This is a genomic window from Pseudomonas sp. Snoq117.2 (genome assembly GCF_900110545.1).
In the GTDB taxonomy this organism is placed as follows: Bacteria; Pseudomonadota; Gammaproteobacteria; order Pseudomonadales; family Pseudomonadaceae; genus Chryseomonas; species Chryseomonas benzopyrenica.
The window spans coordinates 436,255-456,999 of sequence record NZ_FOED01000001.1 but is presented as its reverse complement, the minus strand read 5'-3'; the positions used below and the strand labels follow the sequence as shown (position 1 = coordinate 456,999).

At 67.2% G+C, this 20,745-nt stretch carries 19 protein-coding genes; 12 read left to right on the top strand and 7 right to left on the bottom strand.

The genetic code is table 11. The features are described 5' to 3' along the window. Nucleotides 1-365 precede the first annotated feature (365 nt). Together BMZ43_RS02315 and BMZ43_RS02310 are read right to left on the bottom strand one after the other, a co-directional pair. Nucleotides 366-830 carry a MarR family winged helix-turn-helix transcriptional regulator gene (locus BMZ43_RS02315; RefSeq protein ID WP_017641863.1) on the bottom strand — a complete coding sequence of 155 codons (465 nt, stop codon included), beginning with the start codon at nt 828-830 and terminating at the stop codon, nt 366-368. A gap of 54 nt (nt 831-884) precedes the next feature. After that, nucleotides 885-2,609 carry a sigma-54-dependent Fis family transcriptional regulator gene (locus BMZ43_RS02310; RefSeq protein ID WP_093249498.1) on the bottom strand — a complete coding sequence of 575 codons (1,725 nt, stop codon included), beginning with the start codon at nt 2,607-2,609 and terminating at the stop codon, nt 885-887. Nucleotides 2,610-2,836: 227 nt separating this feature from the next. Between BMZ43_RS02310 and BMZ43_RS02305 the strand changes: the two genes are divergently transcribed. From BMZ43_RS02305 to BMZ43_RS02295, 3 genes are all read left to right on the top strand, one after another. Then, entirely contained in the window at nt 2,837-4,309 is a 1,473-nt protein-coding gene (locus tag BMZ43_RS02305; RefSeq protein WP_093249495.1) for a benzaldehyde dehydrogenase, read from the top strand. Between the two features lie 215 nt (nt 4,310-4,524). Further along, nucleotides 4,525-5,292, top strand: coding sequence for a coniferyl-alcohol dehydrogenase (locus BMZ43_RS02300; RefSeq protein WP_017641860.1), 768 nt, complete (start codon nt 4,525-4,527; stop codon nt 5,290-5,292). A gap of 72 nt (nt 5,293-5,364) precedes the next feature. Next, a complete protein-coding gene (locus BMZ43_RS02295) occupies nt 5,365-6,309 on the top strand; it encodes a SphA family protein (protein ID WP_017641859.1) in 945 nt (314 codons plus the stop codon). 17 nt (nt 6,310-6,326) lie between these two features. Here BMZ43_RS02295 and BMZ43_RS02290 read toward each other — a convergent pair whose 3' ends face one another. Beyond that, nucleotides 6,327-6,803, bottom strand: coding sequence for a DUF4124 domain-containing protein (locus BMZ43_RS02290; protein ID WP_017641858.1), 477 nt, complete (start codon nt 6,801-6,803; stop codon nt 6,327-6,329). Between the two features lie 177 nt (nt 6,804-6,980). On the opposite strand from BMZ43_RS02290, the gene lpxO reads away from it, so the two are divergent. The 4 genes from lpxO (at nt 6,981) to BMZ43_RS02270 (ending at nt 13,105) form a co-directional block, all read left to right on the top strand. Beyond that, the gene (gene lpxO / locus BMZ43_RS02285) at nt 6,981-7,880 is read left to right on the top strand and encodes a lipid A hydroxylase LpxO (RefSeq protein WP_017641857.1); all 900 of its coding nucleotides are present in this window, start codon (nt 6,981-6,983) and stop codon (nt 7,878-7,880) included. 122 nt (nt 7,881-8,002) lie between these two features. Further along, a complete protein-coding gene (gene imuA / locus BMZ43_RS02280; protein WP_093249492.1) occupies nt 8,003-8,617 on the top strand; it encodes a translesion DNA synthesis-associated protein ImuA in 615 nt (204 codons plus the stop codon). Nucleotides 8,618-8,624: 7 nt separating this feature from the next. Beyond that, a complete protein-coding gene (locus BMZ43_RS02275; RefSeq protein WP_068385555.1) occupies nt 8,625-10,034 on the top strand; it encodes a Y-family DNA polymerase in 1,410 nt (469 codons plus the stop codon). After that, entirely contained in the window at nt 10,031-13,105 is a 3,075-nt protein-coding gene (locus BMZ43_RS02270; protein ID WP_017641854.1) for an error-prone DNA polymerase, read from the top strand. Before BMZ43_RS02275 ends, BMZ43_RS02270 begins: the two co-directional genes overlap by 4 nt. A gap of 105 nt (nt 13,106-13,210) precedes the next feature. Here the strand turns inward: BMZ43_RS02270 and BMZ43_RS02265 are convergent, their stop codons facing one another. The 3 genes from BMZ43_RS02265 to BMZ43_RS02255 all read right to left on the bottom strand — a co-directional run bounded on the left by BMZ43_RS02265 (nt 13,211) and on the right by BMZ43_RS02255 (nt 15,268). Beyond that, complete coding sequence (locus BMZ43_RS02265; protein WP_007159052.1) at nt 13,211-13,483, bottom strand: HU family DNA-binding protein; 273 nt, start codon at nt 13,481-13,483, stop codon at nt 13,211-13,213. A gap of 398 nt (nt 13,484-13,881) precedes the next feature. After that, on the bottom strand, nt 13,882-14,253 hold the full coding sequence (locus BMZ43_RS02260) for a YkgJ family cysteine cluster protein (RefSeq protein WP_093249488.1): 372 nt from the start codon (nt 14,251-14,253) through the stop codon (nt 13,882-13,884). A gap of 106 nt (nt 14,254-14,359) precedes the next feature. Next, nucleotides 14,360-15,268, bottom strand: a complete 909-nt coding sequence (locus BMZ43_RS02255; protein WP_017641852.1) for a LysR family transcriptional regulator — start codon at nt 15,266-15,268, stop codon at nt 14,360-14,362. 101 nt (nt 15,269-15,369) lie between these two features. Here BMZ43_RS02255 and BMZ43_RS02250 point away from each other — a divergent pair, with 101 nt between their 5' ends. Then, nucleotides 15,370-15,768, top strand: a complete 399-nt coding sequence (locus tag BMZ43_RS02250; protein WP_093249484.1) for a DoxX family protein — start codon at nt 15,370-15,372, stop codon at nt 15,766-15,768. A 22-nt stretch (nt 15,769-15,790) separates the two neighbouring features. Beyond that, the gene (locus BMZ43_RS02245) at nt 15,791-16,567 is read left to right on the top strand and encodes a dioxygenase family protein (RefSeq protein WP_093249481.1); all 777 of its coding nucleotides are present in this window, start codon (nt 15,791-15,793) and stop codon (nt 16,565-16,567) included. 70 nt (nt 16,568-16,637) lie between these two features. On the opposite strand, the gene BMZ43_RS02240 is transcribed toward BMZ43_RS02245, so the two are convergent. Continuing rightward, complete coding sequence (locus BMZ43_RS02240) at nt 16,638-17,231, bottom strand: Yip1 family protein (protein ID WP_017641849.1); 594 nt, start codon at nt 17,229-17,231, stop codon at nt 16,638-16,640. 291 nt (nt 17,232-17,522) lie between these two features. On the opposite strand from BMZ43_RS02240, the gene hpxO reads away from it, so the two are divergent. From hpxO to BMZ43_RS02225, 3 genes are all read left to right on the top strand, one after another. Beyond that, a complete protein-coding gene (gene hpxO / locus BMZ43_RS02235) occupies nt 17,523-18,680 on the top strand; it encodes an FAD-dependent urate hydroxylase HpxO (protein ID WP_064307995.1) in 1,158 nt (385 codons plus the stop codon). A gap of 76 nt (nt 18,681-18,756) precedes the next feature. After that, nucleotides 18,757-19,770: an ABC transporter substrate-binding protein gene (locus tag BMZ43_RS02230; protein ID WP_064307996.1), complete on the top strand. Its 1,014-nt coding sequence runs from the start codon at nt 18,757-18,759 to the stop codon at nt 19,768-19,770. A 46-nt stretch (nt 19,771-19,816) separates the two neighbouring features. Continuing rightward, on the top strand, nt 19,817-20,599 hold the full coding sequence (locus BMZ43_RS02225; RefSeq protein WP_064307997.1) for a phosphate/phosphite/phosphonate ABC transporter substrate-binding protein: 783 nt from the start codon (nt 19,817-19,819) through the stop codon (nt 20,597-20,599). Nucleotides 20,600-20,745: the final 146 nt, after the last annotated feature.

Sequence of the window (20,745 nt, the reverse complement as noted above, 5' to 3'; positions counted from 1 at the left end):
CTCAGGCGCTGTCGATCTCCCTCACCCCGGCCCTCTCCCCGAGGAAGAGGGGGCGATCGGTGCAAGCTAGCTTTCCGTAGGTTGCGGCTGAGCACAGCGAAGCCTAACAGGGCGCTGCCCCAGACGCTGCCAATCTCCCTCACCCCAACCCTCTCCCTGATGGAGAGGGGGCGATCGGTGCAAGCTAGCTTTTCGTAGGTTGCGGCTGAGCGCAGCGAAGCCCAACAGGGTACTGCCCCAGACGCTGCCAGTATCCCTCACCCCAACCCTCTCCCCGAGGGAGAGGGGGCGATCGGTGCAAGCTGGCTTTTCGTAGGTTGCGGCTGAGCGCAGCGAAGCCCAACACAACACCCGGCGATCAACCTTCAGCCCAGCTCTCCATTGAGCTTGCGCAGCAGGCGCAACAGCTCGGTTCGTTCGGCGTCGTCCAGCGGGGCGCTGGCGGCTCGGTCGCTGGCAGCGGCGCGTTCCTTGAGTTCGCCCACCAGGGCGCGGCCCTGCTCGGTGAGGTGCAGGGCGTAGGCGCGGCGATCCTGGGTGCCGCGCACCCGCTCGGCTAGGCCCTGGCGTTCCAGCTTGTTCAGCAGCAGGACCAGTTGCGGCGGCTCGATGGCCAGGCGCCGGGCCAGGTCGGCCTGCATCAGGCCTGGTTCCTGTTCGAGGATCACCAGGGCGGTGAACTGGGCAGGGCGCAGGTCGTATTCGGCCAGGCTGTCCACTAGGTGCTGGAACATCTTCATCTGGGCGCGGCGCAGGGCATAGCCTACGGCGGTGTCCAGCCAGGGGGTGGCGGCAGGGTCCAGGGGCGTGGCGTCGTCGGGGGAACTCATCGGCGGGAAGGGCTTCCGTCGGAGATGGCGAGAGGAGGGTATCGAGGGGTCATTCTAGTCCAGATCCCGTCTCGCGCGTCGATGGCGATAGGCGAACTGGGCACGACTCAGGCCGAGCAGTCGCGCCGCGGCGGCCACGTTGCCGTGGCTGTGCGCCAGGGCTTCGTCGAGCAGCTCGGCTTCCAGCTGGCCCAGGTGCAGCGGGCGTTCGCCAGCCACGCCGAGGCGCTCCAGCCAGCCGGCTGTCTGCGGCGCCGGTTCCAGGAGGTCGGCCGGCAGCGGCTCGCCGCGAAACAGGTGGGGCAGGTCGATGAGTTCGCCCGGATCGCTGGCGATCACCCCGCGCTCCACCAGATTCTGCAATTCCCGTACGTTGCCGGGAAAATCGTAGCGCAGCAGCGCCTTGAGGGCGCGCATGGTCAGCCCCACCGGCGGACGTTCGTAGGCGGCGCAGAAGCGGCGCAGGAACAGATCCACCAGCAGCGGTACGTCGTCGCGGCGGTCCCGCAGGGGTGGGATGCCGATGGGATAGACGTTGAGACGATAGAAGAGGTCTTCGCGGAAGTCGCCGCGGCGCACCGCGTCGCGCAGGTCCAGGTTGGTGGCGGCGACTACCCGTACGTCCACCCTGAGGGTGCGGCTGCCGCCGACCCGTTCGATCTCGCGCTCCTGCGGCGCGCGCAGCAGCTTGCCCTGACCGGGCAGGCTCAGGCAGGCGATCTCGTCGAGGAACAGCGTACCGCCCTGGGCCCGTTCGAAGCGCCCGGCGCGGGACTGGTTGGCGCCGGTATAGGCACCGCGCTCCACGCCGAACAATTCGGCTTCGATGAGATTCTCGGGAATGGCCGCGCAGTTGAGGGCGACGAAGGGGCCGTCGGCGCGGTGGCTGAGACGGTGCAGGTGGCTGGCGAACAGCTCCTTGCCCACCCCGGATTCGCCGGTGAGCAGCACCGTGGCCGGGGTCGGGGCGACCCGTTGTAGCGCCTGGAAGGCGCCGTTGAAGGCCGCCGAGGCGCCTACCAGCGGCTGGCCGTCGACGGCGTGGGGCAGGGGCGCGGGCAGGCGTTCGGTGGCAGTCCTCTCAGAGGTACCATCGCCCGCGGCATTGAGATAGCGCAGGTCCTCCGCCACGTCGGGCCAGCGTTCGGCATTGCGGCCTTCGACCCGGCAGACATGGTGGCCCATGGCCCGGCATTCCACCTCGCGAAAGATCACCAGGCGGCCGAACAGGCTGCTGACGTAGCCGATGGCATAGCCGATCTCCATCCAGCAGGCCGGATCGCTGCCCTGGCCATGGGCGATCTGGTGCTCGTCGCATTCGGCCGAGTGGTGCCAGAGGAATTCGCCGCCATAGCGGCCCTGGTCGACATCGAATTCGAAATGCAGCGGCTCGACCCGCACCAGCCCCTCCAGGCCGTGCAGGCGGGTGCCGGCCGCGAAGATGGCGGCGGCGTCGGCCTGGGGCCAGCGCTTGCGCACCAGCTCGGCGTCGCGCACCCCGGACAGATAGCCGACCCGGGTCAGCAGGCCGCGGGCGCGTTCCTGACCCAGGGCGCCGATCAGCTCGCGCCGCAGGGCGCCAAAGGCGGAGGCGTGCACCAGCAGCATGCGCTGGTCGTTGAGCCAGATGCGACCATCTCCGGGCGAGAAGAACAGGCACTCGGCCAGTTCCGCCTGGGTCGGGCTGGCGCTGCCGTCCCAGGCGGCACTGTCGCCCCGCTGGAAGCCGGTAGCGGCCTGCTGCAGATCGTTGAGGGACAGACGTTCGGAGCGGGCCATGGCACGACCTCTCGGGTGAATTGCGCAAATGCGCACTCAAGGAAAAGGTTATACCTCATAACTTTATCTTTTGAGCAAGGCGTTTGCTGAATAGGCCTGGCGCCTTTGCCTGCCCAAGTCAGCAAGTCCCTGATTGAACGGCGCTTTTTCCTGTCAGCCCGGTCTGGGCACAGCCCTTGCTCCCTTGCCTGTGCCCACCGCGGCCCGATAACAACAAGGAGAAGGCTATGAGCAGATCATCCACGCCGTTCCTGGACGGCGCCCCCTGGCGCGAGCGGATTTTCGATGGCGACTGGATCGCCGCCCAGGGCGGCACCCTGGAGGTCATCGAACCTGCCACCGGCCAGCCCCTGCACCGCACCGGTCTGGCCAGCGTCGCCGACATCGACCAGGCCTGCGCCAAGGCGGCCCAGGCGCAACCGGCCTGGGCCGCCTGGACCGCCCGGCAAAAGGCCGGACTGTTCCTGGCCGCCGCCGCGCACCTGGAGATGAATCGCGCCGAACTGGCCCCTCTGATCGCCCGGGAGACCGGCGGCATCCTGCCCAAGGCGGAGCTGGAATTGCGTGAAGCCGGAGTCATCCTGCAGCAGGTCGCCGGCCAGTTGCTGCAGCCCCATGGCGTGGTTCTGCCCAGCGAGCGTGGTGCCCTGTCCTATGCCCGCCGCCTGCCCCATGGCGTGGTGGGGGTGATCTCGCCCTTCAACTTCCCGCTGATCCTTTCCCTGCGCGCCGTGGCCCCGGCGCTGGCCTGCGGCAATGCCGTGGTACTCAAGCCGGATCACCAGACGCCGGTGAGCGGCGGCGTGCTGATCGCCCGACTGTTCGAGGCCATCGGCCTGCCCAAAGGCGTGCTGCAGGTGCTGCCCGGTCGCGCCGAGGCCGGGGCGGCGCTCTGCGCCCATCCCCAGGTGCGGATGATCGCCTTCACCGGCTCGACCCAGGCCGGGCGCCAGGTGGCGGAAAGCGCCGGGCGCCATCTGAAGAAGGTGGCGCTGGAGCTGGGCGGCAAGAATCCGCTGATCGTGCTCGATGACGCCGATCTCGACCGCGCCGCCAGCTGCGCCGCCTGGGGCAGCTTCCTGCACCAGGGCCAGATCTGCATGGCCACCGGCCTGATCCTGGTGCACCAGCGCATCGCCGCCGCCTTCAGCGAACGCCTGGTCGCCCGCGCCGCCGCCCTGCGCCTGGGTGATCCCCTGGAGCCCAGCACCCAACTCGGCCCGCTGATCAACGACCGGCAGTTGCGACGGGTGCAGGGCATCGTCGCCGATAGCCTCGCCGCCGGTGCCCGGCTGCTGCAGGGCGGTCATCACGAAGGCCTCTTCTATGCCCCCACGGTGCTCGCCGACGTCCGCCCCGGCATGCGGGCCTTCGATGAGGAAGTCTTCGGCCCGGTGGCCAGCGTGGTGACCTTCGCCGACGAGTCCGAGGCCATCGACCTGGCCAACCGCACCCCCTATGGCCTGGCGGCCGGTGTGCTGTCCGGCTCCCTGGCGCGGGCCCGGGCCCTGGGCGAACGGCTGGAGTGCGGAATGCTGCACCTCAACGACCAGACGGTGAACGACGAGGTGGTCAATCCCTTCGGCGGCCGTGGCCAGTCCGGCAATGGCGGCAGCGTCGGTGGCCTGTGCAACTGGGACGACTACAGCCAGTGGCAATGGGTGACCGAGCATAACGAGCCGCCACGCTATCCCTTCTGAGAGCCTGCTCAAAGGCTGCTGCGCGTCGGCCAAACCGCGTTGAACACGACCTGGGTCGCCAGCCCGATCGGAATGCTCATTTACCACTCGTAAACCCGAGCGCGGGTCCGATCCGCTTCCTCAGCCGTGTTCGCCTTGTTTGGCTCTAGCTCGCAAGCCTTTGAGCAGGCTCCAAACCCTTGTTTCACCCCCAATAACAACAAGAGGAAAATCCCATGACCCTGAATGGCAAGACTCTAGTGATCACCGGCGTGGCCTCCGGCATTGGCGCCGAGTTGGCGCGCCTGGCACGCTTCCAAGGCGCCACTGTGATCGGCGTCGACCGCAATCAGCCCCAGTTCAGCCTGGACGACTTCCACCAGGCCGACCTGGGCGATCCCGACAGCATCGCCGCCCTGGTCGGTCGCCTGCCGGCGCACCTGCACGGCCTGTGCAACATCGCCGGGGTACCGGGCACGGCACCCCGGGAGGCAGTGGCCCGGGTCAATTACCTCGGCCTGCGGTTGCTCAGCCAGCAACTGGTCGCGCGGTTGGGGCAGGGCGGGGCCATCGTCAACGTCACCTCCATCCTCGGCGCCGAATGGCCGCAGCGCCTGGAGCGGCACCGCGAACTGGCGCAAATCGCCGACTTCGCCCAGGCCCAGGCCTGGCTGGAGGCCCATCCGGTGGAGCAGGCCACCTGCTACCAGTACTTCAAGGAGGCGCTCATCGTCTGGAGCTTCGTGCAGTCCCAGACCTGGTTCCGCGAATTCGGCGTGCGGCTGAATTGCGTGGCGCCGGGCCCGGTGTTCACGCCCATCCTCGGTGACTTCGTCAGCATGCTGGGTGAAGAGCGGGTCGCCCGCGACAGCCAGCGCATCCTGCGTCCGGCGCTGGCCGACGAGGTGGCCGCGGTCATCGCCTTCCTCTGCAGCGATGCCTCGCGCTGGATCAACGGCGCCAATCTGCCAGTGGATGGCGGCCTGGCCGCCAGTTACGTCTGACCCGGATCGCCGCGCCTGCCCAGGTGCGGTGATCGCGTGTTCCCACAACAAGAACAATCCCAGGACGACGTCATGCGCACACTTTCCCGATTCGGTCTGCTGGCCGCGGCCAGTCTCGCCTCCACGCTGGCTCAGGCCTACGACCTGCCCGGTCTCAACCTCGGTTCCACCAGCTTCTATGATGGTGCCCCGGCACCGGACGGCCCTGGCTGGTACCTGGCGGAATACCTGATCTATGGCAAGACCAGTCGCTTCAACGATCAGAATGGCCGCAAGCTGCCCCTGCCCAAGCAGGACCTGACCACCTTCGCCCCGGTCACCCAGCTGATCTACCTGGGGCAGCCGCTGGCCAACGGTGCCATGCCCGGCTTCACCGCCATCCTGCCCTTGCTGGCCCATGCCGATGTCGACGATGGCCTCGGCGGCCAGGCGCTGAGCGCCCGCGAAGGGGTAGGGGACCTGACCCTGGGCGCCTTCCTGCAGTTACCCACCACCACCCGCCCCGACGGCGGACCGCGCTGGGCGCAGCGCATCGAGGCCGAGATCGTCGCCCCCACCGGCCGCTACGACCGCGACCGAGCGATCAATCCGGGCAGCAACTTCTGGTCCTTCAATCCCTATTACGCCACCACCTACTGGCTGACGCCCCAATGGTCGGTGACCGGGCGCTTCTGGTACCTGTGGAATGGCAAGAACGACCAGCCGCTGCGTAGCTTCGGCGCTGTCTCGGACACCCAGGCCGGCCAGGCACTGCATGCCAACTTCGCCACCCAGTACGCGCTGAACGACCGACTCAGCATCGGCCTGAGCGGCTATTGGCTCCGGCAGATTACCGATACCCAGGTGGATGGCCATGACGTCAGCGGACGCCGGGAAAAGGTCTGGGCCTGGGGTCCGGGTTTCACCTACGCCTTTTCCAGACAGAACCTGGTCACCGTCAACAGCTACTTCGAGCAGGACGCCGAGAACCGCACCGAGGGACGCAAGTTCGTCGTCAACTTCCTGCATCGTCTTTAGGCAGTGGTTACCGCCTTTCAGCGTTTGAAAGGGATACCGTAAATCTGCTGAGTAGGCGGAGCCGGCGGCTGCGCCTGGGGGTGGGGCACCATGTGCCAGGTCTCGTCACGCGGCCGGCGGTCGATGTAGATCGGCACCGGCTGATAGAGGATGCCGCCGCTGCGCACCTGGGTTTCCTGGCGAAAGCTGGAAGAGGAGGAAGAGCTGCCGACCACGGTGACGTCATCGACCGGGCGCTGACGGCTGCTGGCCGGCGCGGGGACTACGGTGATCTCGCGCGGCGCAGTGGCTGGCGGTGGCGTGGCGGGTTTTGGCGGGGGAGTGAAGCCGTTGCTGTCGGGCAAACGCTGCAGCGGAATGGTAGTGATCTGACTATTCGTCGGACAAGCGCCCTGGGTATAGGTCGTCTGGCCCTGGTCGTCCACGCATTTGTAGACATCCTGAGCGGCCACGACGCCACTGGCGAGCAGCAGGCCATAGAGTAGCGAACGCATGATGAGGCCCTCCGGGCACTCGAAGTGTCACCTGCAGGATACAAGATGCCCGTCATGGCTCCCAGCGGCGGTGCACGTCCCCGTGCAAGCCTGCGGCTAATCGTCAGACCTTAGAGTTAGGTCTGATGCCGGTGGAGCGTATAACATCTTGAAACATTCTTTTCAGGACAGTGACGCGTGAAGTGGTTCGTGATCGGCGGTTTCTTTCTCTGTGTGTTGTACGTGCATTTTCGCGGTCGGGTGCGTCATCGATTCCTGCGTCAGCTAGGTGATCATTCGACGGTGCTGGCACCGCTGAACACCTTCATGTTCCTGACGTCGCGGGTACCCAACCAGCCCTATCACCCGGTGGAACGCTTTCCCGAGCTCCAGGTGCTGCAGGACAACTGGCAGCTCATTCGTGACGAAGCCCTGGCCCTGCTGCGTGCCGGCCAGATCAAGAAAGCCGCCGAGCACAACGATGCCGGCTTCAACTCCTTCTTCAAGAGCGGCTGGAAGCGCTTCTATCTGAAGTGGTACGGCGACAGCCATCCTTCCGCCATGCAGCTGTGCCCGCAGACCACCGGATTGCTGCGGGGCATCGGCACGGTCAAGGCGGCCATGTTCGCCGAGTTGCCGCCCGGGTCGCGGTTGGTGCGCCATCGCGATCCCTATGGCGGCTCCCTGCGCTATCACCTGGGCCTGGCCACGCCCAACGACCCACGCTGCTTCATCGAGGTGGACGGCCAGCGCTATCACTGGCGCGATGGCCAGGCAGTGGTGTTCGATGAAACCTTCATCCACTACGCCGAGAACACCACCGAGCAGGATCGCATCATCCTGTTCTGCGACATCGAGCGACCGCTGCGCTATCGCTGGGCCGGTGCCTTCAACCGCTGGATAAGCGGTACCCTGCTGGCCTCGGCGGCCTCGCCCAATGACGCCAGCGACCGCACCGGTGGCCTCAACCGTGCCTTCCGGCATCTCTATCGCATCCGTCAACGCGGCAAGGCGCTGAAGAAGCGCAACCGCTTCCGCTACTACCTCGAACAGTGGCTGTTGCTGGCTGCCTTGATCGGCGTGGTGATCTGGATCTGACCGATCCCCTCATCGACGCGGACACCGGTTCGACTTGACCCCGATGCGGATCGCCTCTAATACTGTATGCATATACAGATTGAGGCGATGGCCATGGATAACACCCCTGCAGGTCTGGCGGCATGAGCGGCGGCGCCAGCCTGGCCCGGCTGTTCGAGGAGCGGCGTCTCTGGAAGGGGCAGACCAGTCCCGACGCCCGGCGCAGCGACCAGCCCACCGGGGTCGCCGCCCTGGATGCCCATCTGCCCGGCGCCGGCTGGCCCGAGGCGGCGCTGACCGAATTGCTGCTCGCCGGCCCCGGCCATGGCGAGTTGCGGCTGCTCTGGCCAACCCTGGCGCGCCTGAGCCAAGCCGCCGAACGCATCGCCCTGATCGGCCCGCCGCTGTTGCCCTATCCCCTGGCCTGGCAGGCGGCCGGCGTGGCGCTGGATTCCCTGGTGGTGATCCGCGCCCAGGGCGCCGAGGTGCTCTGGGCCGCCGAGCAGTGCCTGCGTTCGGGATGCTTCGGCGCGGTGCTCTGCTGGCCCGAGCGCGCCGATGATCGCCAGCTGCGCCGGCTGCAGGTCGCCGCCGAGAGCGGTCGCACCCTGGCCTTCGCCCTGCGCCCGGCCGCCGCCTTGGACAATCCCTCGCCGGCGGCCTTGCGCCTGGAACTCAGGGCGCCGCTGGAACGGCTACATATCCGCAAATGCCGGGGCGGTCAGCCCGGCGTGCTCGATCTGGCCGGCGGCGCTTGAGCTGGCCATGCGCTGGGCCTGCATCCTCTTTCCGCAGCTGGCGCTGGATGCCGTGCTGCGCCGCCATCCGCAGCCGGAGCAGCCGCTGGTGCTGCTTTCCGGTCCGCCCCAGCGTCGCCTGCTGCGGGCGGTCAATCCGGCCGCGCGAGCCCTGGGACTGCGCCCTGGCCTGACCCTGGCCGCCGCCCAGGCGCTGACCCGTGACTTCGAGCAGCAGGAACATGATCCGGCGCTCATCGAGACGGCCGAGGCGCTGTTGGCGGCCTGGGGCTATGGCTTCAGCTCCCAGGTCAGTCGCCACTATCCGCGGGCGCTGCTGCTGGAGATCCAGTCCAGCCTGCCGCTGCTGGGTCCCTGGCCGCGGCTGGAGCGGCGCCTGCGTCAGGAGCTCCAGGGCCTGGGCTTTCGTCATCGGCTGGCCCTGGCACCCAATCCGGTGGCGGCGCGCATGCTGACCAATGTCGCCGATGGTCTCATCGCCTCTCCGGATGACCTGCCGCGCCTGCTCGATCGGCTGCCCGTGGAGCGCGCCGGTTTCGCCCCCCAGCAAGCCCAGGCGCTGACGCGCATGGGTATCCGCCGGTTGGAGCAGCTCAAGGCCCTGCCCAGGGCCGCCCTGGCCCGGCGTTTCGCGCCGGAGCTTCTGCAGCAGCTGGATCTGCTGGGCGGCAGTCGCAGTCTGGCGCTGGAGTTCTATCGGCCGCCCGATCGCTTCGTGGCGCGGGTGGAACTCAATTTCGAGGTGGACTCCCACCAGGCCCTGCTGTTTCCACTGCGCCGCCTCACCGCCGACCTGGCCGCCTGGCTGGCCAGTCGTGACCGTGGCGTGCAGCGCTTCCTGCTCTGGCTGGAACATCGCCAGGGGCCGGCCACCACCCTCACCATCGGCCTGCTGGCCCCCGAGCGCGATGCCGCCCTGCTGTTCGAATTCGCCCGTGGCCGCCTCGAACAGTTGCAGGTGGTGGCGCCGGTTCTGGCGCTGCGCCTGGAAAGCGAGGAATTGCCGCTCTTCGTGCCGGAACGCCATGGCCTGTTCGACGAACGCCCGGCCCAGGCCGTGGGCTGGGAGGTGCTGCGCGAGCGTCTGCGTGCCCGGCTGGGCGAGGAGGCCGTGCTCGGCCTCGGCATTCAGGCGGATCATCGGCCCGAGCGCGCCCTGGTCTGGCGCCACGAGCGACGCCTGGAGACTGTGCTGCCCGGCCTGCGTCCGGGCTGGCTGCTGCGCGAACCGCGCCCCCTCGACGGTCAGCCACGCCGGATCCTGGCCGGTCCTGAACGCATCGAAAGCGGCTGGTGGGACGGCGGCGACCAACGCCGCGACTACTACCGCATCGAGGTGGCCGACGGACGCCAAGCCTGGGCCTTCCGCCGCTATGGCGAGGAGGCGCCCTGGTGGATCCAGGGCTGGTTCGCATGAGCGGCTATGTCGAGTTGCACTGTCTGTCGAATTTCAGTTTCCAGCGCGGTGCCTCCAGCGCCCTGGAATTGTTCGAGCGAGCCAAGGCGCTGGGCTACGCCGCCCTGGCCATCACCGACGAAGGCACCCTGAGCGGCATCGTCCGCGCCTGGCAGGCGGCGCGGCAGGTCGGACTGCCGCTCATCGTTGGCAGCGAGCTGACCTTGGACGACGGCCTGCGCCTGGTGCTGCTGGTGGAGGATCTGCCGGGCTACGAGTCTCTTTGCGCCCTGATCACCCGGGCGCGCCGCCGTGCGCCCAAGGGCCGCTACCAGTTGGGTCGCGCGGATTTGCAGCACCCCTTGCCCGGGCTGCTGGCCATCTGGTTGCCGGGCGGCGAACCCCTGGCCGAGGAGGGCGCCTGGCTCAAGCAGGTCTTCGCCGAACGCCTCTGGCTAGGCGTGGAATTGCTGCGCGGCGCCGATGACGCCGCCCAGCTCATGCAGTTGCAGGCACTGGGGGAGCAACTGGGGCTGCCGCCGGTGGCCTGCGGCGACGTGCACATGCATACCCGCGGTCGTCGTGCCCTGCAGGATGTGCTCACCAGCATCCGCCACCACCTGCCAGTGGCCGAGGCCGGCTATCGCCTGCATCCCAACGGGGAGCGGCATCTGCGCCCGCTGACGGTGCTCGAAGGGCTTTATCCCGATGCCTTGCGCGCCGAAACCCTGAAGATCGCCGCCCGCTGTCGCTTCGATCTGGGCGAGTTGCGTTATCGCTATCCCCAGGAGGTGATACCCGCCGGCCAGACCGCCGGCTCCTGGTTGGCCGAGTTGACCCGCCGCGGCCTGGCCTGGCGCTGGCCGGAGGGACCGCCGCAAAAGGTCACCGACCAGGTAGCCAGGGAGCTGGCGCTGATCGCCGAGAAGGGCTACGAGAACTACTTTCTCACCGTGCACGACATCGTCGACCATGCCCGCCGCCAGCACATCCTCTGCCAGGGCCGCGGTTCGGCAGCCAACTCGGTGGTCTGCTACGTGCTGGGCATCACCGAGCTGAATCCGCTCACCGGCAACCTGCTGTTCGAGCGCTTCATCTCCCGCGAGCGCGACGAACCGCCCGACATCGATGTCGACTTCGAGCACGAGCGTCGCGAAGAGGTGATCCAGTACGTCTTCCGCCGCTATGGCCGCGAACGGGCCGCGCTCACCGCGGTGGTCAGCACCTACCATGCCGCCGGCGCCCTGCGCGATGTCGGCAAGGCCCTGGGCCTGCCGGGCGATCAGCTCGACGCCCTGTCCGGGTGCGCCGGGCGCTGGACCGACGAGATCCCCGGCCCCGCACGTCTGCGCGAAGCCGGTTTCGATCCCGACAGCCCGCTGCTGCAGCGGGTGCTCATCCTCGCCGGTCAACTGATCGGTTTTCCCCGGCATCTCTCCCAGCATCCCGGCGGCTTCGTCATCTCCGAGGCGCCCCTGGCTACGCTGGTGCCGGTGGAGAATGCCGCCATGCCCGAGCGCACCCTGATCCAGTGGGACAAGGACGACCTCGATGCCGTGGGCCTGCTCAAGGTCGACATCCTCGCCCTGGGCATGCTCAGCGCCCTGCGCCGCTGCTTCGACCTGGTCGCTGACTGGCGTGGCCAGCGCTGGACCCTGGCCAGCCTGCCCCAGGAGGATGCGCCCACCTACGCCATGATCTCCCGCGCCGACACGGTGGGGGTGTTCCAGATCGAATCCCGCGCCCAGATGGCCATGCTGCCGCGCCTCCGGCCGCAAACCCTCTACGACCTGGTGATCGAGGTGGCCATCGTCCGGCCCGGGCCGATCCAGGGCGACATGGTGCATCCCTATCTGCGCCGCCGGAGTGGCGAGGAAGTGGCGGACTATCCCCATGACGAATTGCGGCCAGCCCTGGAGCGCACCCTAGGAGTGCCGCTGTTCCAGGAGCAGGTGATGCAGATCGCCATGACCGCTGCCCAGTACACCCCGGGCGAAGCCGATCAGCTGCGCCGCTCCATGGCCGCCTGGAAGCGTCATGGCGGCCTCGAACCTCATCGTCAGCGGTTGCACAGTCGCATGGTCGAGCGCGGCTATCGCCCGGAATTCGCCGCGCGCCTCTTCGAGCAGATCAAGGGCTTCGGCAGCTACGGCTTTCCCGAATCCCATGCCGCCAGCTTCGCCCTGCTGACCTATGCCAGCTCCTGGCTCAAATGCCATGAACCGGCCGCCTTCGCCTGTGCCCTGGTCAACAGCTGGCCCATGGGCTTCTACAGTCCCGACCAGGTGCTGCAGGACGCTCGACGCCATGGCGTCGAGGTGCGCGCCGTGACCGTGCAGGCCAGCGACTGGGACTGCCGGCTGGAGGCGAGCGCTGGCCATCAGCCGGCGATCCGCCTGGGCCTGCGCCTGGTGCAGGGGTTGGCGGAAGCGGTCGGCCGCCGCCTGGTGGTGGCGCGGGGTACGCAGCCCTTTCGCGACATCGAGGACCTCTGCCGCCGGGCCGAACTGGATGCCCGGGCCCGCGGGCAACTGGCCGAGGCCGGCGCCCTGGCCGAGCTCGCCGGGGATCGCCATCAGGCGCGCTGGGCCATGGCCGGGGTGGAGCGCCAGCTGCCGCTGTTCGCGGCGGCGGATAGCGTTCAAGAGGAGCGCCTGGCCTTGCCCGCGCCCAGCGTTGCCGAAGAGGTCCATGCCGACTACCGCATGCTGGGCACCACCCTGGGGCCGCATCCGCTGAGCCTGCTGCGTGGCGAACTCCAGGCGCGGCGCTGCCGGGACTTCCGTCAGCTGGACGAAATCAGGCCCGGCGCCCTGGTGCGAGTGGCCGGACTGGTGCGCGGACGACAGCGTCCAGGCACGGCCAGCGGGGTGATCTTCGTCACCCTGGAAGACGAGCACGGCATGCTCAATGTGGTGGTCTGGCGCGCAGTGGGCGAACAGCAGCGACGACCGTTGTTGCAGGCACGGCTGCTACAGGTCGAGGGGCATCTGGAACGGGAGGCGGGGGTGCAGCACCTGATCGCCGGTCGCTTGACCGATCTAAGTCCGCTGCTCGACGAACTCTTGGTGTCGAGTCGGGATTTTCACTAGGGCGCGGAGGCGAAAAGCAGGGAGGGGGAGTGAGCGGGTGGGGCGGAGGACTGTCTTCCGAAGCGCTCTGCAGCGCCCGGAAGACAAGAATCGACCAACGCAGTCTTAGCTGACGGCGTCTTTCAGGCCTTTGCCGGGCTTGAAGCCGGGCAGCTTGGCAGCGGCGATCTTGATGGTGGCACCGGTCTGCGGGTTGCGGCCTTCGCGAGCAGCGCGCTCTTTTACTGCGAAAGTTCCGAAACCGACCAGGCTGACGCTGTCGCCTTGCTTCAGGGCGTCGGTCACCGCAGTGGTGAAGGCGTCCAGGGCTTTGGCAGCGGTGGCCTTGGGCAGGTCGGCAGACGCGGCAATGGCGTCGATCAGCTCAGCTTTATTCATGTAAAAACTCCATGTGTGAGTATTGGCCAGGCAGTATAGCGGCAGCTTTGCCTTGCGTAGAGCCTTTGTAAGCCTCTACGTGGCCGGTTGAAGCAGCCTTGTTGTTCGGCGCTACAGGATACGCATAGCGGGCGAAAGAACGATAGGGTATTCGATCTAGCAGGGACGTGAAAACCTGATCCGCACTGCATTTTCCACGCTTCACAGCCCAGCCGTCGCCTTTTTGGGCAGCGGCGATGGCCGTTTGGTTTCCTCTAGGCGCTGAACGAAAAGTCGCCGAGCGATGGTGAGGCGAGGCGAAAAACCTTGAGGAAGCGGAGTTTACAAATGGTAAATGAGCATTCCGAAAGGTTCTTTCAACGAAGCATCACTGAGCGCAGGCAGTTTTCGTACAGCGCCTAAGCTACGCGGTCGGGCGAGATATGGGGTTGCAACGGCGGCGTCAGCGGCGGCAGGCCATAGGCGGCGCGGGCGGCATCGCAGTGGGGATTGGCTTCGCCGTTCTCCCAGGCGGCGGTGAACTCGCGGCAGGTGCTGGAACGGTTCTCGTAAACGGTGCAGCGCGTGCCGCAGCCCACCTCGCCCAGCAGGGCCACGCAGCGTACCGGCTTCTGCGCGGTGCCCTGCATGGCCGCCAGATGGGGGCTGACCGCGACGGTGAGGTAATCGGGCACCGGGCCGCCTGCCGACTGGCATTCGCCCCAATAGAAAGACACGCGAAAGTGGGCGCAGCAGGCGCCACAGCTGAGGCAAGGATTCTCGGTCGACATGAACGACAGCCATCGCAGAAACCGGCAGTGCCGGCGGGACAGGCAGGGATTCTAGGCAAGCCCCGTCAGGCTGCGAAGCCCCCGGCAATGACCGTTCGGCGGCGACCTACGGCAGTCTTTTCAAGTGCTCGGCTGTGACCAGATGTCGCTGCAGCCAGGCGATGAACAGCCGCACCTTGGCCGGCACCAGACGCCGATGGGGATAGAGCGCATGGATGGCGATGGCCTGGGTGTACCAGGGTGCGAACAGTCGTTGCAGGCGACCCGTCGCCAGGTCATCGCCCACCAGGAAGTCTGGTTGGCGAATGATCCCATGGCCGTCCAGCGCCGCCTGGTGCAGGACACTGCCATTGTTGGCGCGCAAGGGCCCACTGACCTTGACCTGCAGGCGCTCACCGTCACGCTGGAATTCCCAGAGATCGCCATCGCTGGCGTAGCTGTAGAGCAGGCAGCGGTGCTCGCGTAGTTCGGCCGGGTGCTCGGGACGACCGTGGCGCTGCAGATAGGCGGGCGCGGCGCAGATGAACAATTCCACCGCCCCCAGGGGTTGAGCCACCAGGCTGGAATCGCTGAGATCGCCGATGCGCACGGCCAGATCGAAGCCTTCTTCGACCAGGCGCACCTGACGATCGCTCAGCTCCAGATCGATGGCGACCTCGGGGTATTCGTGCAGGAAACTGCTCACCAGCGGTGCCAGGTGGCGCACGCCAAAGGTCAGGGGTGCACTGACCCTGAGGCGTCCCTGCGGGCGCTCGTGGCCTTCCTGCAGGCGCTGTTCGAGGGCCTCCAGATCGCCCAGCAGGGGCACCAGCCCTTCATGGAGGGTGCGTCCGGCCTCGGTCAGGCTCAGGGTGCGGGTGGTACGTTGCAGCAGCCGGGTGCCGTAGTGTCGCTCCAGGGCGGCCAGATGCTTGGTGAGCGCCGAGCGCGAGAGCTCCAGCCGTTCAGCCGCCGCGGTCAGGCTACCCAGTTCGACGATCTTGATGAAGGCCTGCAGGGCTCTCAGGGTATCCAAGGATTGTTTCCATAGCGTGCACAGTTCATTCCCAGAGTGCACCTTTATTCGCGCGTTGGAAACAGGACAATGGGTCATCTTTCCCCTGCTCGAGAATCAGCATGACTGATCGTACTTCGTCCTATGCCGCCCTATTGCTGCGCCTGGCCCTGGGCACCATGTTCCTGGCCCATGGCCTGACCAAGCTGCTGGTGTTCACCTTGCCAGGCACCGCGGGTTTCTTCGCTTCGGTGGGCTTTCCCGGCTGGCTGGCCTATCCGGTCACCTTCTTCGAGTTGGGCGCGGGCGTGCTCCTGATCCTGGGCGTCTGGGTGCGTCCAGTCGCGGCAGTGGCCGCCGTCCAACTGTTCGCCGCGGCGACAGTCCATTTCGGCAACGGCTGGTCCTTTTCCAATCCCGACGGCGGCTGGGAATATCCGGTCTTTCTCGCCGTGACCGCTGCCGCCCTGGCGCTGCTGGGCGCGGGTCAGCTTTCCTGCGATGCCCGCAAGCGCGCCTGAATCCACTCGAGAGGTCGCCACCATGTCGCTTCCCATCCTGTTCGTTTCCCACGGGTCGCCCATGGAGGCGCTCGACGCCGGCGCGGCAGGGGCGGCCTGGCGCGCCCTGGGGCGGTCACTGCCGACCCCAGCCACCATCCTGGTGGTCTCGGCGCACTTCGATACCCGGATACCGGTATTCGGCAGCGCCAAGCGGCCGGCCACCATCCATGACTTCCATGGCTTTCCCGAAGCCCTCTACCGCCTGGATTATCCCGCGCCGGGTGCCCCGGCGCTGGCCGAGCAACTGGCTCAAGGCTTGCGTGACCAGGGCTGGGAGGCCGAGACGGAGGCGCAGGGACTGGATCACGGCGCCTGGGTACCGTTGCGCTATCTCTATCCCGACGCGCAAATCCCCGTGGTGCCGCTGTCGATGAGCGCCACCCGCGGGCCGGACTACCACTATGCCCTGGGCCAGGCGCTGGCCAGGGTGCTGCCGGCGGATACCCTGCTGATCGGTTCAGGCAGCCTGACCCACAACCTCGGTCACTTCCGTCGTGGGGGCGCTGAGTCCCCCGGCTATGTGCGGGACTTCCAGCAGTGGATCCAACATCGCTTGCGCAAGCGAGATCTGGACGCCTTGCTCGACTACCGGCGCCAGGCGTCCCAGGCCCGCCAGGCGCATCCCACCGACGAGCACCTGCTGCCCTTGTTCGTCGCCCTGGGCGCGGCGGACCCCGAAGGCACCTTCAGCGTCCATCACGACGGCATCGCCCATGGCATCCTGGCCATGGATCTCTACGGCTTTTCCCGCCGCTAGCCGCTTGCCAACAAAAAGCCCGGATCGGTGACCGATCCGGGCTTTTTGCCAACTGCAGAGCGACGTTCGATCAGCCGAACAGCTCCGGGCCGTAACCCCACATCAGCACCGTGGTAGCCATCAGCACCTCCAGCACCAGCACCCCGATGGCCAGAGTGGAGCCGGACATGATGAAGCCTTCCCGTTGATCGATATTGAGGAAGGAGGGGATGCCGGTATAGAGCAGGTAGGCCGAATAGGCCAGGCCGACGATGCCGGCGATGGCGCACAGCCACACCAGCGGATAGAAACCCACCAGGCCACTCAGCAGCATGGGCGTGGCCACGTAGCCGGCGAACAGAATGCAACGATTGGCACTGGGCCGATCCGGATAGCGCCGCGCCAGCCAGTGGATCACATGCCCCATGGCCACCACTGCCGCCATGATCAGCGCATAGCTGATGACCGCCAGTACCACCGCAGTGGGTAGATCCAGCACATGGGCTTCACCGCCGCCGAAGCGCCAACCGAAGGTGGTGGTGCCCACCAGGGACGCGACGACGGGAATGGCCGCCAGCAAGGCGACATGATGGGCAAAGAAGTGCCCGACCGTTTCCCCTTCGCGACGAATCTGTTGCCACTCGCGATCGGGATGGGCCAGCAGGCCCCAGACATGATTGATCATGATCCTGCTCCTCACCCGCTGTGGTCGCCGCAAGCGGGCCTCTGTGGATGGCGAACGCTGGGTACAACGCAAATGGCGACTACCTTAGGAGTATAGAAGAGCTCTGGAATGCGTCATGCGAGCCGACGAAGGGCAGCCTGCCTAGAAACGAAGCGACGAGTGGTCGCAGGGCACCAGGCTGGTGCGTTTTCCGACCCCGCTCGTTTCGCCAGCGGCCTGATTCCAATACCTGACCACCTGGTCAGGAAATTGCTTGCTCAAGGCATCTGTTACCGGCCAACGAGGTCCGTCATGCCATCTCTCGACATCATCATCGCCGGTGCCGGCATGGGCGGTCTCACCGCCGCCCTGGCACTGCAGCAGGCCGGACACCGGGTCCGCCTGTTCGAGCGGGCGCAGGACCTCGCACCCATCGGCGCGGCCATCTCCATCTGGCCCAACGGCGTCAAGGTGCTCGAACACCTGGGACTGGGGCCCGCCATCGCCGCGGTCAGTGGCGACATGCAGACCATGAGTTACCGTGACCACCAGGGACAGTTGCTCACCCACTTCAGCCTGCTGCCGCTCTACACAGCCGTGGGCCGACCGGCACGGCCCATCGCCCGCGCCCACCTGCAGCGCCTTCTGCTGGACGCCGTGGGCGCCGATCAGGTGACCCTGGGTGTCGGTTGCGAGGGCTTCGAGCAGGACGCGGACGGGGTGACCGTGCACCTTGGCGACGGGCGTCGCGAGCGGGCCGATCTGCTGATCGCCGCCGACGGTACCCACTCGCGCCTGCGCGACCGGGTGGCGGGCCGGGCCATCACCCGTGAGTATTGCGGCTACGTGAACTGGAACGGTCGGGTAGCGATCGCGCCGGATCTGGCCGAGGCCCACGACTGGGCGCAATTCGTCGGGGCGCATCAGCGAGTCTCCCTGATGCCCATGGGCGGCGATGAATTCTACTTCTTCTTCGATGTACCCCTGCCCAAGGGCACACCCAACGACCGCAGCCGTTACCGCGCGGAGCTAGCCGAGCACTTCGCCGGCTGGGCACCGCCGGTGCAACGGCTGATCGAACGGCTGGATCCCCAGGGCGTGGCGCGGGTGGAAATCCATGACACCCGGCCGCTGCCGACCCTGGTACAGGGCCGGGTAGCGCTCCTGGGCGATTCCGCCCATGCCATGGCGCCGGATCTGGGGCAGGGCGGTTGCCAGGCCATGGAGGACGCCTGGGTGCTGGCGCGCTGCCTGGACGCCGAACAGGATCCCCTGGCAGCGCTCCAGGCCTATGAAGCAGCCCGCCTGGAGCGGGTCGCCGGGATCGTCGCGCGGGCGCGCAAGCGCTGCGAGATCACCCACGGTCATGAGCCCCTGGCCACCCAGGCCTGGTACGCCGAGCTGGCCCGGGAAACCGGCGAAACGGTGATCGCCGGCCTGCGCAAGACCGCCGAGGGCGGTCCGCTGTGAAATAGCTCTGGCCCGCGGAGACGAATGGCCATACCTTGGGTCGAAAGGCCCGCGTCCCTTGTCGGAGAAATTGCCCATGCGCCTGCGTTTCGCCCTGACCCTCGCCAGTTTCGCCATCGCGCCACTGGCCTTTGCCGCCGATGGCGGCTGTCCCTATCCAAAGACGGTGAAATTCGCCGGCCCCAACTGGGAGAGCGGCATGTTCACCACCGAGGTCCTGCGCCTGCTGGTGGAGAAGGGCTACGGTTGCCAGACCGACAGCGTACCGGGCAACACCGTGACTCTGGAAAACGCCCTGGCGCAAAACGACATCCAGGTCACCGGCGAGCAGTGGGCCGGGCGCAGTCCGGCCTGGCGCGCTGCGGAACAGGCCGGCAAGGTGTTCGCCGTCGGCGAGACGGTCAAGGGCGCCACCGAGGGCTGGTGGGTGCCGGAATACCTGGTCAAGGGCGATCCTGAGCGCGGCATCCAGGCCAAGGCGCCGGATCTCAAGAGCGTGGTCGATCTGCCACGTTATAAAGAGTTGTTCCGCGATCCCGAGGAGCCGGGCAAGGGCCGCTTCCTGAACTGCCCGACCGGTTGGACCTGCGAGATCGTCAACAGCCAGAAGCTCAAGGCCTACAAGCTCACCGACAGCTACACCAACTTCCGCACCGGTACCGGCCCTGCGCTGGACGCCGCCATCGCCACCGCCATGCGCCGCGGTGAACCGGTGCTCTTCTACTATTGGTCGCCGACACCGCTGATGGGCCGCTACAAGTTGGTCCAGCTGGAAGAACCACCGTTCAGCCAGAAGGCCTGGGATACCCTGTCGGATCCGAAGAACCCCGATCCGCTGCCGTCGCGCTCGCTACCAGCCAAGATCACCATCGGCGTCTCCCGCGACCTGCACGACAAGGCGCCGGCCCTGGTGACCCTGTTCGAGAAGGTCGAATTTCCCCTCGACCAGTTCAACGGCATCCTCGCTGGCATGGCCGAGAAACGCGAAGATGCCCAGGTCGTGGCCAAGCGTTTCCTCAAGGAGCACCCCGAGGTCTGGACGTCCTGGCTGCCAGCGGAAAATGCCGAGCGGGTGAAGGCCGCGCTCTAGGCGCAACGATAGGGGATAATGGCGGTTTTCCGTGCAGGAGCCGCCCATGACCGTCGCCGCCCTTACCATGTACGTCGAGCCCGCCGAGGTGCGCGACGCCTATCGCCAGCTCGCCGAGGCCGTGGCGTTGCGCCTGGGGGTGACCCTCGAATCCGCACCCGAGGAACTGCCGGCGCTCTGGAGTCATCCGGAGCTGCTGCTGGCCCAGACCTGCGGCTATCCCTGGGCGACCCGCCTGCGCGGTCAGGTGCGTCTGGTGGCGGCGCCGCGCTATCGCTTCGAGGGTTGCAATGAGGCCGAGCACTGCGCCTTCATCCTGGTGCCCGACGCCCTGGATGTGGCCAGCCTGGCCGATCTGCGCGGCAAGCGAGTGGCGCTCAATGGCCTGGATTCCAACAGCGGCATGAATCTCCTGCGCCTCGCCGTGGCGCCCCTGGCCGAGCGTGGCCGCTTCTTTGGCGAGGTGATCGTCAGCGAGAGCCACGCCAATAGCCTGGCGCTGTTGCAGCAAGGCCATGCCGATGTGGCCGCGGTGGATGCCGTGACCTATGGCTATCTGCAGCGCGCCCAACCCGAGCGGGTCGCCGGTCTGCGCCTCTTGCAACGCACCCGCCCGAGTCCGGCGCTGCCCTTCATCACCGCCGCCAGCCGGTCAGATGCAGAGGTTGAGGCTTTGCGTGGGGCGCTGAGTGACAGCCTGGCCGCCGATCCTGCGCTGGCCGAGCGCCTCGCCATCGAGGGCTTCACCGCAGTAGACGAGGCGACCTATCTGCCCCTGCTGGACTGGCGCCGCGAGGCGGTGGAGCAGGGCTATCCGGTGATTGCGTAGGTTGGCTTGAGACGGCTCCATCGTCGAAGCCCAACATTGAGGACTGATCCCGTTGGGCTTCGCTGCGCTTAGCCCAACCTACGGGACTGCAGTGGCGGATCGCGTCGTAGGTTGGGTTGAGACGGCTCCACTGTCGAAGCCCAACA

Excerpts from the sequence above, each read along its gene's own strand:
- BMZ43_RS02250 (WP_093249484.1), top strand. The coding sequence starts at position 15,370 with ATGACTGATCGTACTTCGTCCTATGCCGCCCTATTGCTGCGCCTGGCC.
- imuA (WP_093249492.1), top strand. The coding sequence starts at position 8,003 with ATGAGCGGCGGCGCCAGCCTGGCCCGGCTGTTCGAGGAGCGGCGTCTC.
- BMZ43_RS02310 (WP_093249498.1), bottom strand. The coding sequence starts at position 2,609 with ATGGCCCGCTCCGAACGTCTGTCCCTCAACGATCTGCAGCAGGCCGCT.
- BMZ43_RS02305 (WP_093249495.1), top strand. The coding sequence starts at position 2,837 with ATGAGCAGATCATCCACGCCGTTCCTGGACGGCGCCCCCTGGCGCGAG.
- BMZ43_RS02240 (WP_017641849.1), bottom strand. The coding sequence starts at position 17,231 with ATGATCAATCATGTCTGGGGCCTGCTGGCCCATCCCGATCGCGAGTGG.
- BMZ43_RS02295 (WP_017641859.1), top strand. The coding sequence starts at position 5,365 with ATGCGCACACTTTCCCGATTCGGTCTGCTGGCCGCGGCCAGTCTCGCC.
- BMZ43_RS02275 (WP_068385555.1), top strand. The coding sequence starts at position 8,625 with ATGCGCTGGGCCTGCATCCTCTTTCCGCAGCTGGCGCTGGATGCCGTG.
- BMZ43_RS02315 (WP_017641863.1), bottom strand. The coding sequence starts at position 830 with ATGAGTTCCCCCGACGACGCCACGCCCCTGGACCCTGCCGCCACCCCC.
- BMZ43_RS02270 (WP_017641854.1), top strand. The coding sequence starts at position 10,031 with ATGAGCGGCTATGTCGAGTTGCACTGTCTGTCGAATTTCAGTTTCCAG.
- BMZ43_RS02260 (WP_093249488.1), bottom strand. The coding sequence starts at position 14,253 with ATGTCGACCGAGAATCCTTGCCTCAGCTGTGGCGCCTGCTGCGCCCAC.
- BMZ43_RS02300 (WP_017641860.1), top strand. The coding sequence starts at position 4,525 with ATGACCCTGAATGGCAAGACTCTAGTGATCACCGGCGTGGCCTCCGGC.
- BMZ43_RS02245 (WP_093249481.1), top strand. The coding sequence starts at position 15,791 with ATGTCGCTTCCCATCCTGTTCGTTTCCCACGGGTCGCCCATGGAGGCG.
- BMZ43_RS02265 (WP_007159052.1), bottom strand. The coding sequence starts at position 13,483 with ATGAATAAAGCTGAGCTGATCGACGCCATTGCCGCGTCTGCCGACCTG.
- BMZ43_RS02230 (WP_064307996.1), top strand. The coding sequence starts at position 18,757 with ATGCGCCTGCGTTTCGCCCTGACCCTCGCCAGTTTCGCCATCGCGCCA.
- hpxO (WP_064307995.1), top strand. The coding sequence starts at position 17,523 with ATGCCATCTCTCGACATCATCATCGCCGGTGCCGGCATGGGCGGTCTC.
- BMZ43_RS02290 (WP_017641858.1), bottom strand. The coding sequence starts at position 6,803 with ATGCGTTCGCTACTCTATGGCCTGCTGCTCGCCAGTGGCGTCGTGGCC.
- BMZ43_RS02225 (WP_064307997.1), top strand. The coding sequence starts at position 19,817 with ATGACCGTCGCCGCCCTTACCATGTACGTCGAGCCCGCCGAGGTGCGC.